At 59.2% G+C, this 13,749-nt stretch carries 7 protein-coding genes and 1 tRNA gene; 3 read left to right on the top strand and 5 right to left on the bottom strand.

What is annotated here, in order from left to right; all coding sequences use genetic code 11:
• Positions 1-419 precede the first annotated feature (419 nt).
• A tRNA-Gly gene (locus DWZ15_RS07735) sits at positions 420-494 on the bottom strand.
• A 297-nt stretch (positions 495-791) separates the two neighbouring features.
• On the opposite strand from DWZ15_RS07735, the gene DWZ15_RS07740 reads away from it, so the two are divergent.
• A complete protein-coding gene (locus tag DWZ15_RS07740) occupies positions 792-4,223 on the top strand; it encodes a SpaA isopeptide-forming pilin-related protein (protein WP_117735825.1) in 3,432 nt (1,143 codons plus the stop codon).
• Between the two features lie 66 nt (positions 4,224-4,289).
• Here DWZ15_RS07740 and DWZ15_RS07745 read toward each other — a convergent pair whose 3' ends face one another.
• Positions 4,290-4,508 (bottom strand): hypothetical protein, encoded by a 219-nt coding sequence (locus DWZ15_RS07745; RefSeq protein ID WP_117735826.1) that lies wholly within the window; start codon positions 4,506-4,508, stop codon positions 4,290-4,292.
• Positions 4,509-4,529: 21 nt separating this feature from the next.
• Positions 4,530-7,706, bottom strand: coding sequence for a hypothetical protein (locus tag DWZ15_RS07750; protein ID WP_118450310.1), 3,177 nt, complete (start codon positions 7,704-7,706; stop codon positions 4,530-4,532).
• A 198-nt stretch (positions 7,707-7,904) separates the two neighbouring features.
• On the opposite strand from DWZ15_RS07750, the gene DWZ15_RS07755 reads away from it, so the two are divergent.
• On the top strand, positions 7,905-8,927 hold the full coding sequence (locus DWZ15_RS07755) for a YafY family protein (RefSeq protein WP_118450312.1): 1,023 nt from the start codon (positions 7,905-7,907) through the stop codon (positions 8,925-8,927).
• A complete protein-coding gene (locus DWZ15_RS07760) occupies positions 8,914-9,831 on the top strand; it encodes a YafY family protein (protein WP_118450314.1) in 918 nt (305 codons plus the stop codon). Before DWZ15_RS07755 ends, DWZ15_RS07760 begins: the two co-directional genes overlap by 14 nt.
• Here DWZ15_RS07760 and DWZ15_RS07765 read toward each other — a convergent pair.
• Together DWZ15_RS07765 and DWZ15_RS07770 are read right to left on the bottom strand one after the other, a co-directional pair.
• Positions 9,828-12,722, bottom strand: a complete 2,895-nt coding sequence (locus DWZ15_RS07765) for a helicase C-terminal domain-containing protein (RefSeq protein ID WP_118450316.1) — start codon at positions 12,720-12,722, stop codon at positions 9,828-9,830. The two genes, DWZ15_RS07760 and DWZ15_RS07765, sit on opposite strands and share 4 nt — an antisense overlap.
• Positions 12,716-13,681, bottom strand: coding sequence for a D-alanine--D-alanine ligase (locus DWZ15_RS07770; protein WP_117637917.1), 966 nt, complete (start codon positions 13,679-13,681; stop codon positions 12,716-12,718). The genes DWZ15_RS07765 and DWZ15_RS07770 overlap by 7 nt, the downstream gene beginning before the upstream one ends.
• Between the last annotated feature and the right edge of the window lie 68 nt (positions 13,682-13,749).

The raw sequence follows: 13,749 nt of genomic DNA on the forward strand, positions 1-13,749 counted from the left end.
GTGGTTTAAAGCTGGGCGCTGCGCGGCCAGCAGACTAAAGTCTTGAAAAAAAAATTCGCGTCCCTCGCCTCGGCGCGGACGCTGAATCCGCCATCGCCGACCTTATGGACAGGAGCGTGAGCACCTCGGCCAAGGCTGACCGGCTTGAAAACGAGGCTACCAAGCTGGCGCAGGAGCAGATCGATATCGCCATCGAGAAGGTTGTCTCCAACACCTAGTGAGGCGACCTTTTAACCGCCGTTAAGCCCATAGCCTCAACGCAAACAGAATGCAAACGTACCGTAGTGAGTTGGTTAACGGCATAGCGTGAGAATTCACACTTGCTCATTTGTTTAACGCTCGCACCCTGTCGGGTTCGAGTCCCGGCACTTTATTGAAAAAAACACGGCACCGGAACGGTGCCGTGCTTTTACTTTTTCTGGAGCGGGCAACGGGACTCGAACCCGCGAGTGTCAGCTTGGGAAGCTGATGCCTTACCACTTGGCGATGCCCGCTTGTGTGTTGGCTAGTATAACGCGGTTGTCTTGTTCGATACAAGGGTGGTGATGCTTGTTTTAGCTGTGGAGATTCGTTTGAAAATCGCGTCAATTGTGGAGATGAGGACCTTTGTCTTTCTTTTCTTACCATCTTCTACCTGTACTTTTATCTGATTATTGTATTTGAGCTCGATTTGTCAGAAATCAGGCAAGCTTTTGGTCAGCTTCTGGTACTTACCCGCATGAACCATGGCGGTAGCCTCATCCCAAGCGCCGCGGCCTCCCCGTGCGGCGCACGAGGGATAAGGAGCAGCCATGTCCAACGCACCCACGCACTCTGTCCACAGCGCAATCGCAACAGGTCCGCTGCTCCTGCTCCTCTTCCTGCTTTTCGGCTGCCTGGCACCGGGAGCCGCATTTGCCGTCGATGGCTACGACCAGCTCGGCTTCCGCACCATTAGCGATGATTGTGGACCCTTCTTCATCGGCAAATATGAAGCTCAGGACGCCTCGATTGCCTACTGCATGAACCAGGAACGCCCCGGGCCCACCAAGCCGGGCGGCCCATGGCTCAACTTTGATCAAGGCTGGGTGTGGCTCGACGACGAGTTCGCGGCAATCGTTTGTCACGGATATCCTACCGCCACGTCGTTTGGCGGTTACCATCTTTCACCCGATCGCGCCCGCGCCGCCACCCAGCTTGCCGTATGGATGCTCAACGGCACTACCCATGTCGACGGCACCTACTCCTACACGACCGCTCAGGGCAAAACCAAGAGTGGGCACTTTACCGCCGACGATGAAGTCGTGGCGGCTGCGCGATGGCTCCACGACAACGCAAAATCAGGAAGCATCAAAGCCGCTCCGCACCGCGCGCGGCGCTATTTAGGGGCCGTATCGGGCGGCAACAAACGTCAAGACATGCTCTATGTACTGCCGGCAGTCTCTGTTTCCTTCCAAAAGCAGTCTGCGAACACCGCTATTACCAGCGGAAACAATACCTATCAGTTTAGTGGGGCGACGTTCAATATCTTTGAGGGCGCCAGCGACGCACATGTCGGCACCGTCAAGATGGACGGCAACGGTCGAGCACAGGCAACACTTCTGCCCAATACGGCATACTACCTAGTTGAAACGAAGGCGCCGGCCGGCTATGTCCCCCGTCGTGATCGCATCGCCTTTACCACGGGGAATGACGGTGGACAGGTCGCCATTGATGAACAGCCCGGCACCATCAACCTGTGTATCGTAAAACTCGATGCCGCGACGAATGCCGGCTCCCAGGTGGGATCTTCACTCGCAGGAGCAGAGTTCACGTGTGTGTCGCAATCAACCCCTGGATGGGCGCAAATCCTCACGACCGACGAAAGCGGTCGAGCCACCCTCACCGATGTCCCCCTAGGAACCTTTACCATCTATGAATCAAAAGCCCCCGAGGGCTACCTGCCATCCAACGATAGCTGGTCCTATACCGTTAGAGCCGACCAGCTCGGTGATTCAGGCGTGGTCGAGATCGAATCGCGCGTTTCCGATATCCCCATTGCGTTTGACCTTGAAATTTCCAAATTCAAGGACTACGGCAATAGCGACCAATCCGGCCTGGAGCAGCCGGCGGGAGGTGTTGTCTTTGAGGTTGTGAGCAACAGCTCTCAGCAGGTTGTAGGCACACTGACCACAAACATCTATGGCTTTGCCTCCACCAAAGATCAGCCCGAAGCATGGTTTGGCGCAGGCAAGCGACCCGCCGGTGTCCACGGAGCCATCCCATACGACCGCGCCGGCTACACCGTTCGTGAGGTTCCGGAAACCGTCCCAGAGGGTTTTAAACGTGCAGGGGAATGGACCGTCGAGGCCAACCAGATTTCCGACGGCGCCGAGCTTCAATATATCGTGGACAACCACGCTCTGTCGACGCATCTCCAGATTGTAAAACGCGATGCCCAAACAGGCGTTTCTGTTCCCCTAGCCGGATTCACCTTCCAACTCCTCGACAGCAATCACAAACCTGTCTCACAAACTTGCTGGCATCCAGCACATAACGTAATGGACACCTTTACGACTGACGCGACCGGGACCGTCACACTGCCCGAATCGCTCGTGCCGGGCACCTATTATGTACGCGAAACCTCGGCCAAAGAGCCCTATCTTGTCGGCAAAGAGATCGAGGTAAACATACCCGCCGACATGAACCTAACGCCCGTTGCAATCGCCTCGTATTATGACCACGCCGCGACCGGAAACATCAGGATCGTTAAAACCGATGTCGTAGACGGCAGCAGCCTCGCGGGCGCCATCTTTGAGATCCGTGCCTCGGGTGATATCGTACGCCCCGACGGTAGCATTGCCGCGCTCGACGGTGAGACTGTCGCTACCGTCACAACGGATGAAACTGGAGAAGCACGCGCGGACGACCTCCCGCTGGGATCTGGCGCCGCACGCTACGAGGTTGTCGAGACTCAAGCGCCGGCAGGCTTCTTACTCGACCGGACGCCCCATATCGTAGACCTCGCTTATGCCGACCAGAAAACACCCGTTGTAGAAGCACGGCTTAACGTATCCGACGATTACACCAAGGTTGATATCTCCAAGGTCGATGCAAGCGGAGAGCAGGAAGTGAAAGGCGCACAACTAACCTTATATGGTCCCGATAAAACCGAAATAGACTCCTGGACCTCATCCGACAAGCCGCACCGCGTCGAACATCTTACACCCGGCACCTACTCGTTGCGCGAAATGATGTCTCCGCGGACCTATGACCTTGCCGAGGAGATAACGTTTGAAATAAAGGATACGGGAGAAGTCCAATCCGTCGCGATGAAGGATGCGCCCATCGAGATCAAAGGACAGGTCGACAAGCGTCAGGAGCTTGTCCAACCTATCGGGAAGGGTCTGCTGGCCAACGGCGATGGTAAAAATCGCACCGCAACGCAAACCAATACGGACGGCCTTTTCTCCTATACCATCGACGCTCGAAACGATTCAGCTACCTGGGTTGATGAGTTCACAATTACCGATGATCTTGAGTGTGCCGAGGACGATACGGCGAGATTCGTCTCAATCGAAACCCCCGTCGCCATCGGCGACCTCAACGGTCTGTGCAACGTGTGGTATCGCACGACGCCGTTGGACTCGACAGACGTCGATGAGCCGGCAAACGCGACACTTGACGATGGGCACGAAAATCCTTGGCTTGAGTCCGACGAAGTAAAAGAGAGTCTGGGTGAAGATTGCCGCCTCGTCGATTACGACGGCTGGCACCTCTGGAAGGCGGATGTCTCGACCACGGAATCCGCCACACTCGAGGCGAAAGAACTCGACCTTGCATCCAATACCGTCGTAACGGGCATTCGCATTGAATACGGTGCGGTAGCCGCCGACTTTACGACTCGAAGCGATGCAGATTCTTGGACCTGTGATGATCTCAAAGATGAGCACGACGACCTTGACGATGCCAAAGCAATCCTTGGCACAGGCGCTCGGGGCGCAGTCGTGCACATGCAGGCAACGTCGACTTATACGCCCCAAACCGCACTTACCAACAGCGCGCGCGTCGATCTTTGCCGCAACGGCGGCGGCGATAAACTTGAGTCACATGACGAGGACCGTGTCATTCAACGCTGTACCCTACCGCAGGACCTACCGGCAACAGGATCAGTTCCCATCACCGCTTGCATCACCGCGCTCCTGACCTCGGGTGCCGCAGCCCTATGGTTCGCTCGCCTTAGGTCGATCCCAAAGAAGCGCTAGCGCGATGAAAAGGCGGGGGAGCCAGTTCCCCGGCTCGCCCGCTTTCAATCATTTAAATCGCCGTATCTACTCTGCAGAAGAAGATCCACCATCAACGATTGCTTGCTCGGACTCAGGAATCCCATCGGCACCCGTGCTCTGTTCTTGCTCCACCTCTTCGCTGATTGCGGAGGCGGGGGTCGAGCCCTTCGCACCCACGATGTAGGCAGCCCCAAATCCTAACGCAATGGCGATCAAGGCCAAAATCACGTAGACAGGCCAATGGCGCTTAATATACGAAAACACGTTGACTCCTTAGAGCTCCGTCTACGAACGGCGGATAACCTCGGTCACGACCTCGGATACCGTGGCAATGTTCGTCGGGTTGACATTGTGGGGCAGGTCGTCCTCGGTACGAGCGCAAGCCAGGCGCGTGCCGTCCACGCCGGCGATGGTGAGGGCTCGGCGGCTCGCCTCGAGCGCGGCATAGGCATCGGTCTTGGCATAGGGCATCTCGAGCGCGCCACAATCGACATGGAACGACTTGCACACCTTGCTGACCAGGTTCATGATGCGGCGATCGCCCTTGAGCAGCTGCTGTTCGCCCTCAACCGTCACCACCGAAAGCCTACCGGCGCCGACGGATTCAAGATTGATGAAGAATACGCCGCGGAGCTTATCGCGATGCGAAGCCAAAAAGGCCTTCATACCGGCGCCATCACAGTCCGAGGCGCCCGTTGCCACAAACCAGATATCGTGACCGAGCAGCTCATCGTCACCCATAGAGGCAACAGCCGAGAGCATATCTTCGGAAGAAGCGCCGTCGGAAGACGTAGCGCCGCCCTTCCAGCCATCGTTATCGTCCTCGAAATTATCCCACGAACCGATGCCGCGACCGGACTTCTTGGCATCGTAATCGTCTTCGACGCCCAGCCAGTCACTCATGCTGTCCTGTTCGTTTTTCTTTTTACGACCGAACAGGCCGCCCAGGCCACGCTTGCGAGACTTGGGTGCCGCCGGGGCGGGAGCCGAAATGGTCTCGATCGGCTGTGCGCCCGACGCAACGGGCCTAGGAGGCGCAACGGGTGCCGATGTGGGTTCGGGACCCTGAGCGGTAGCAAAGGGGTCGTTGACCTGTGCGGAGGGGTCGGGAAGGTCGAACAGCGACGTGCGAGACGCAACGTTTGCCTGCTTCATCGACGGCAGCGACGGATCGGGGACCGAAGCTAGCGGAGACGAGGAAGGTGCAGGCGACGGAGCCGACGCCGGATCGGGAACATTCATCTGCGGACGTGGTGATGCCTGGGAGGAAATCTGGGCCATAAGGGAATCGATCGTTTCGTCCTGGGTGGGAGCAACATCGGCAACCGTGGCACCGGAACCACTCGGGGCCGGCATGGTGAAAATCTGCGTGGAGTAAGGCCTCGACTCATCTGTCTCGGGAGCCTCGGAAACCGCAGGCGCTTCCTCCTGCTCGACCTCGGTCGAATCATCTTGCTCGGCTGCCGCGTATTGCTCTTCGTCACAGTTGACCTCGACGGGCTCGTCCTCGGCAGCATCTTGGATTTCGGCAGCATCAATAGGCTCGTCATCGTCTGCCGCGTCGCCCTGCTCATCGGAAACAGGAAGGGGCTCGGCAATCGCGGTGCCTTGCTTTTCAAACGTTATCGTGGAATCGAACTGCGCGGCATCAAACGACATGGTGCTATCGACGTGTTGCTGAGCCTCGAAAGACGTCGTCGCCTCAACAACATCCGCGGACGCCGGTTGCTGGGACTCAAAGGACGTCATAGCTTCGGCAGCGTCGACGGGCACGGACTGCATAGCCTCGTTCTGCTCGAACTCTTGCGCCGCGAGCTCACGTGCCGCCTCAGCTGCCTGCTGCTGAGCGATAGCTTCCTGCTCGGCAGCCTCGCGTGCAGCAGCGCGCTTCTCTTCGAAATCGTCGACAAATTTCTTGCCCTTTGCAAGCGCGCCCTTAAAGAAGTTGGAAGCGCTGGCGCCAATCGAAGAGAACGCGGATGCAATATCGGCATGGGGCGTTGCCGCGGGAATCTCGGCCGAGAAATCAGTATCGCTCTCGTAAGACACGCGCCTCGGCTGTTCAACGTAATCGTCGTCAGACTCATCCGCAACGTCTTGCGCCGGCGCGGCGGGAGCCAAAATGTCCAGTCCTGCCGCGGGATCGATCGCGGACACCGCCTCGGACTCGGCAACGGCAGCGGTAACCGCGGCAGACTCATCATCCACGGTCACGACGGGGGCAGGCTCGGGCTCAAACGTCGGCTCCTCGCCCTCCTCGTAATCGAGCGTGCAGGACTCGGGAAGCATTCCGAGCGCACGGATGGCATCCGAACCAAAGCGGATGTTGCCGGCGGCATTGCGATAGAGCTTGGGCTCGGGCTCGGCCGCGACAGGCTCCTCCGCCGGCTCGGCAGCGGGAACCTCGTCATTGAACTCTTCGGCCTGGACAGCCTGATTCTGATCCTCGGGCACAATGGCGCCAATCAGCGTCTCGTCGGCAGACGCACCCTCAAAGCCCTCGATCTGCTCGTCGAAAGCCTCACCCTGTTCGGGCTCGGCCTGAGCGTCGGGAGCAATCGGCTGACCGAACTCGTCCTCGGCGTAGGTAGGCTCTTCATACTCGATGGTGTTGCCGTAGTCGTTTTGCTGCTGGGCCGCGGCATACTCCGCCGCTGCGCGCGCCATTTCCTCGGCACGACGCTTCTGCTCCCCAAAATAGGTATCGAACGGAACATCGTCGGGAAACTCGTTTTCGCCCTGGAAAGGAGCAACGTTGTCCATAACACCGAGCATAGCGGCGACAGAAGACTTGTTGCACACCGCGCCGGACGTATAGGGAAGAATGTAGCGGTTAGAGATGATGTTTGCCGCGTTGGCGAGTGCGACGAGGGAAGCGAGGATCGCGACAATCCACAGCAGAACCTTGAGCGCGCCGGGGAGCGGCAGGATGCGCAAAATGGCAACGGCAGCAGGGGCAACCGTGGCAACAGGCAACAGCTTGGCGATGAGCGCACGATACGAAGCATAGGGCTCGCGGGCGAGCAGCTCAGCACGGGGAGAGTCGTAGTGTGCGACAACGACCACCGGGCGGTTGCGCGGAGACGCGAGCGGGCCCGAGGCCTTGTGGTAGGCGATGACATTTTGGCTCACGCCCGTCTTGCCCAGGCGCGAAACCACGGGGTGGCCCGTGCGCTCGAGCACGTAAAGAACGGCGCCGATGATGGCCAGCAAGGTGCCGACCAAACCGATACCGCCGCCGATGCCCATCAGCAGGGCGCCGGCAAACGCAAGAATACCGGTAACGGCAAATGCCAACCTACTGGGCGCCGGGGCATTGAACTCCTGAACCTCGGGATCAAAGCCGTGGTTGCGGAAGATCTGAGCGATATCCTCGGCAGCCAAGCGCTCTTCTTCGCTGCATGCCGGCGTGATGCCGGTGTTCTGCAGCAGGTGGTTAATATAGTTCTGGGTGTTCGCCATGTGCGCTCCACATCCATAATCCGACAAATAGGCCCAATGCATGCACATTAGAACCGTATATAGTCGAAAGTATACCCCGAGCGAGCGCAAACGACCGAATTCGGGCCATCTTAACGCCCCGAGCGGACAAGGATATAGCCTAATCTCCATATCGGACTAAAATCATGGCAGCAAACCACCTTCTCATGCGAGGACTCTATGACGGCAAGCGACGCGACCGCGACAATTAAAAAGGGGAATTCGGAGCCCAGTTTCGATAAAACGGCTCAGCGCATCCTCAATCTTTTCTTTGTGCTCAACAGCTCCCCCGAACCGCTGACGACCGAGCAGATCGTCTTGGATTCTGACCTGGGATATGGCTCGGGCAATATCGACTCGGATAAGCGCAAGTTTCGGCGCGATCGTGACAAACTGCTCGAACGCGGCATCTTAATCAAGGAGGTTCGCCCCGCCGGCGCGCAGGAGACCGAGGAAAGCTCATGGACAATCGACCGCGAGCACACGTTTGCGGCAGGTGGCCTCATCACCGCAGACGACGCCGATATCCTGCTCAACGCTATCGACCAGACAATAGCGGCCGGCTCATCCACTTTTGCCGCGCCGCTTGCCGATATTCGTTCCAAGATTGCCTACCTCACCGGCAGGACGACGGCGGACGAAGCACCGATCCGCCGCTCTCCCACCGTCGATGCGGTATGGAGCGCCTTTGCCGAGCGATGCGCACTGCGATTTTTATATCAGAACGGACGCGGTGAGCAGAAAGAGCGTACCGTCTGCGTCTACGGCATGTTCGAGCGCGAGGGCGTTGCGTACTTCTGCGGCCTCGACAATGCCACCGACGACATCAGGACATTCCGCTGCGACCGTATCGTTCGCGCTTGGCGTCCTTCGAAGGCCTACGCCATCCCTGCAGACTTCAATCTCAACGACTATCTGTTCTTTGAATTCGATTTTGCCGACCGACCGCCCGTTGCAGCTACGTTCTCGTTCGCCCCTCAGACGCAGATCGATATGATCAACGGCCTCACGCGCGGGCGAGGTGAGCTCGCACACACCGATGCGGGATGGATCTGGACCGTTGACGTGCGCGACCTTGAAGCCGCCGCCTCATTTTGCATGGCCCACACCATGGACGGCATGAGGCCCATGGCCCCCAAATCGCTCAAGCAGGCGTGGAACCGCCTCATTGAAAGGACGGTGCACGAGCATGCCCGTGCGTAAACTCACCAGCGAGCAGAGACTCTCGCGCGCCATCGACATCATGGAGGCCCTCTACGCCGCCGGCGAGAGCGGCATGACACGAACCGAGATTTGCAGTCGCTTTGACATCACGGGGGTGTCGCTCGACGAGATTCTCGAGATCGTCTCGACGCTCGCGGACCGAGAATCGGGCGTGCGCATCATCTGCGAATGCCACGGCGAGCGTGTGGTCCTCACCGGTGACGCCGGGCGTGTGCTACCGCTGCGCCTGAGTGCCGCCGAAGGCGCTGTGCTCAACCATGAACTTGAATCGTTGGGGATCGAGCCCCAGGCGGCGGCTCGAATTCGACATGCTCTTCTACCCGAAGAGCTCGGCTATAACCAGCGCGTCTTTGACACCGTCAACCACGGGTCGCACTGGCAGCAGCTGAGCTGCGCCATTCAGGACGGCGTTCGCTGCCGCATCTCATATCGCTCGATGGACGATGCACGGCCACGCGAGCGTCTGGTCGACCCCTTGCGCATTACGGCAAACGGCGACCAAACATACCTGATTGCCTGGGACATCGCGGTCGATGGGCAGCGCACCTATCGCATGGATAAAATCGAGGGACTCACCTTGACGGAAGACTCCGTCGTGCCTCACGCACCGGACGTTGCATCCCTCCACGATTCCCTTGCCCGAACGCAGCGTAGCGCAAAGCTCTTGATGCCACTCGATATGGCGGAGCATCTGGACTGGGCCGGCATCACCCTCATCGAGCGTAGCGGGGCAGACATGGCAACGGTAACCGTGCATTACGGCTCCGAACGTTGGCTACTGAGCCAGATAATCGCAGCGGGCGGAGCCATCCGCATCTTGGATGACCCCGCCCTGTCAAAGCGTCTGTGCGATATGGCAAAAGCCCTCGTCTGTCCGCTTTAGCGCCGCCGCTCGTGGCGTGCACGCCACAGCTGTAGATAGTGTCCGATCTGCGCCGATTCGATGCGCTGGTAGGAGCTCGTGGGCAGCGACGTTAAGAACTTCTTGCCATAGCCCTTCGTCACCAGGCGAGGATCCGCCAAGATCAGCACACCGCTATCGGTCGACGAGCGAATCAAACGCCCCGCGGCCTGCTTAACCTCGAGCACCGCCTCGGGCAGCGAATAGCGCGCCCATGCGCGGTCTTCGCGCAGGTTGCGCTCGCACGAGAGCGGGTCCGTGGGGCTCGAGAACGGCAACTTGGGAATGATGACGCAGCGCAGCGTCTCGCCGCTGGCATCAAACCCCTCCCAGAAGGCCTTGAGCGCAAAAAGCGACGAGGTCGGTTCGTTGATAAACCGGTCGCGCAGGCGACGAGGAGATGAGTTGCGCTGCTGGCAGTTGAGCTCCAGACCCGCACGGGCCATCTTGGGCTCAACGCGGGCGTATAGGTCCTCCATGTCGCGCCGATTGGTGAACAACGTGAGCACCGATCCGCCCATGGCAAGATGAGCGTCGACCAGCACACGCTCGAGCGCCGAAAGATAGCCTTCGCGGTCGCGTGGATCGGGGATATCGCCCGCAACGACTACAGCCATGTTCGAATCGAAGTCGTAGCTCGAATCCAAGTGCAGCGATGACGACGTTGAAGCACCGATGCGATCAAGGCCGACCGCATGGTTAAAGTGCTCAAAGCTTTTGGACACCGTCATGGTCGCCGAGGCAAAGATAGCCGTGTGAACCTCGGGTAGCCACTCGGTTGCCAAAGCCTCGCCAATGTCGATGCGCTCTGCGGTCATCGACTCTCCGCCGGCACGAAGTCTGCGATTGACCTGCAGCGAGTACACGTAGTGTTCATCGGTGCCATCAATGATGAGTTTGAGGTTCTCGGCCAGCTCGTGCAGGCGGCGCGAGATATCACCCAGGTCGACAACAACCTCGGGCTTGTCGGCGGCGACGGCTTGCACCAGCGCGTCGACGCTCTTGTCAGCTTGTTCCAATGCGTCGATGCCAGTGTAGGCCGACTGTAAGAAATCATGCCAGTCGTCTGATTCGCGCAGCTCGGGGCCAATCCATAGATTGGCATTGTCATAACCCCCACGCGCACGGCGGCCGAGCTCGCGAACGCCATCGAACACGTCGGCGATTGCCATGCTCGCGCGGGCAACCGTCGACGTCGCCTTGGCAGTAAGGCCCAGATAGAGCGTAGAGCCCTCGGAGGTTGCCAAATCACGGGAAACCTGGCTTAGTGCTCCGGTGCTCGAGCCACCCAGGCGCTCGAACAGGACGCGTGATTCGTCCGCCGACACCACGCGCGCCCACTGACGGCGCGCCTCGCGCTCGATGGAATGGGCCTCGTCGATTACCCAATGACGAATCGGAGGCAAAATCCTGCCCTCGGCCGCGACGTTACGGAACAGCAGGGAATGGTTGGTGACCACCACATCGGCATGCGCCGCACGACGGCGAGCACCGTGGACCAAACATTTATCAGGGAAAAACGGGCAGAGGCGACGAGCACACTCGCGCGAGGCCGTCGTAAAGTCGGGACGGTTGACGCTGCGCCACCGAATGCCGAGCGAGTCGAGGTCGCCATCGGCCGATTGGCAGACGTACGCCATAATGACCGCGACCGCCGTGAGCGTATCCGCCGGATCGCGCTTGGTGGTAATCTCGACCTGGCCGCGACTCATGCGCTCAAGCTTGCGCAGGCACGGATAGTGGTCATACCCCTTGAGCGCGCAAAACGACAGACCACCGTCCAGTTGCTCGGCAAGTTTTGGCAGCTCATGGTACATGAGCTGGTCGGCAAGATTGTTCGATTTGGTCGCAATACCAACCGTGATGTTGTTACGGCGCGCTGCCTCGGCAAAAGGCACCAGATAGGCCATCGATTTGCCGACGCCTGTGCCTGCCTCAATTACTCGATGAGTGCCCGTGACCAGCGCATCGCGGACCTCGAGCGCCATCGCGATCTGCTCATCACGCGGCTCGTAGGTGGGATACATGCGATTGACCAGACCACCTGGCGCATAGTCTGCCTCAATCTCCTCACGACTCGGCATCTTGAGTACCGGCAGTTCATCGGCGTCCACCCGATCGTCGGCGCGATCGGCCTTGAGAACGTCAGCACGAGCGGCGCTGAGAGAGAAGATAGAACCAGGGTTCTGCCCTGCCAAGAACGAGAAGATAGGACGATAGGACCAAGGCACGTCCGGATGCATGTCGGCTAGGCGCGCCATGAGGCCCTGGGGCAAGTCGGTGAGCGCCACGAGCAACACGCGCCATACGCCACACAGGGCGTCGACGTCGGCATTGGCACGGTGTGATACCGAGTCGCAGCCAAACAGATCGGCCATAAAAGACAGCTTGTGAGAGGCCAGGCGCGGAAGCGCGATGCGCGACAGCGCCAGCGAATCGATCCAAATATCACTCACGTTGACGCCGCCTTTGACCGACTCGATAAACGAGCGGTCGAACGTGGCGTTATGTGCGATCACCGGGCAGCCACCGACAAAATCGGCGAGAGCGGCGACGGCCTCAACCGCCGACGGGGCATCTGCCACATCGGCATTTGTAATGCTCGTGAGCTCGGTAATCTCGGCGGGAATCAGCTGCTTGGGATGCACGAAGGTATCGAAGCGGTCGATGACCTCGCGGCCCGAAAGACGGGCCGCCGAGATCTCGATCAGTTCATTGTCCTGCACCGAAAGACCCGTGGTCTCGGTATCGAGGACAATCACATCTTCCTCGATAAGGCCGAAGGACTGCGTTTTGGCGCGGTCGGCAAGCGTGGCATAGGAGTCGATGACAAACTGCGGCGTTCCTGACGAAACCGCGTCCTCGATTAGCATGCAATGCCCGCTCGACGAAGGCCCATACGGATCAGGCTGTCACAGACCTGCGGGAACGTCATGTCGTCGGTGTGGCGGATCTCATCCGGATACAGCGACGTATCGGTCATGCCGGGAATGGTATTGGTCTCGAGGATAACGGGGCCGTCCTCGCTCACAATAAAGTCGCTGCGCGAGATACCCAGGCAACCGAGGGCCTTGTGAGCGGCACAGGCAAGTTCCTGAGCGCGAGCGTAATTCTCGGGTGAAATCTGCGCCGGAATGCGATGGATATCCGTAGGGTCGACATACTTCACGTCCAGATCGTAGAACTCGCAGTCCTCGGGCTTACGAATCTCGACAATCGGCAGGGCGCGCACGTCATCTTCGCCGTATACGCCGACGGTGATCTCGGTACCCTCGATGCACTTCTCGACCAGCACTTTGTCACCGTACTCAAACGCCTTGGCGATTGCCGCGGGCAGCTCGGAGGGCTCATGGACCAGGGAAATGCCATAGCTGGAACCGTTGACGGCCGGCTTCACAAAGCAGCGCTCGCCACAAACCTCGACGATATGATCGATATCGACTTCATCGCCCACCTCGAGCGCAAGGCCGGGGGCAATGGGAATGCCCGCCTTGGCGTATAGGAGCTTAGAGACCTCCTTGTCGGCACCGCAGGCGCTGGCAAGTACGCCCGAGGCCGTGTAGGGGATACCCAGGGTCTCCATGGCACCCTGCATGGCGCCATCCTCACCGCCGGCGCCGTGCATGGCGATAAATGCCACATCGAATCCGCCGGTCGCCATGGTTACCATAAAGTCATCAGCGGCCGTGTCAAGCAGCTCCACCGAGGTGTAGCCGGCTTCCTTCAGTGCCACCACAACGTTCTTTCCCGAATCGAGCGAGATCTCGCGCTCGGCGGAATGACCGCCCGCCAAGACCGCTACGTGCATGTTCTCTAGGCTTTTACCCGGCATGGGCAGACTCCTCCTCTATAATTTCTGCAGCTGATACCATATTGTAGCGATACCCTCTACGTTTCCCC

Source organism: Collinsella sp. AF29-7AC (assembly GCF_003475665.1).
Taxonomy (GTDB): domain Bacteria; phylum Actinomycetota; class Coriobacteriia; order Coriobacteriales; family Coriobacteriaceae; genus Collinsella.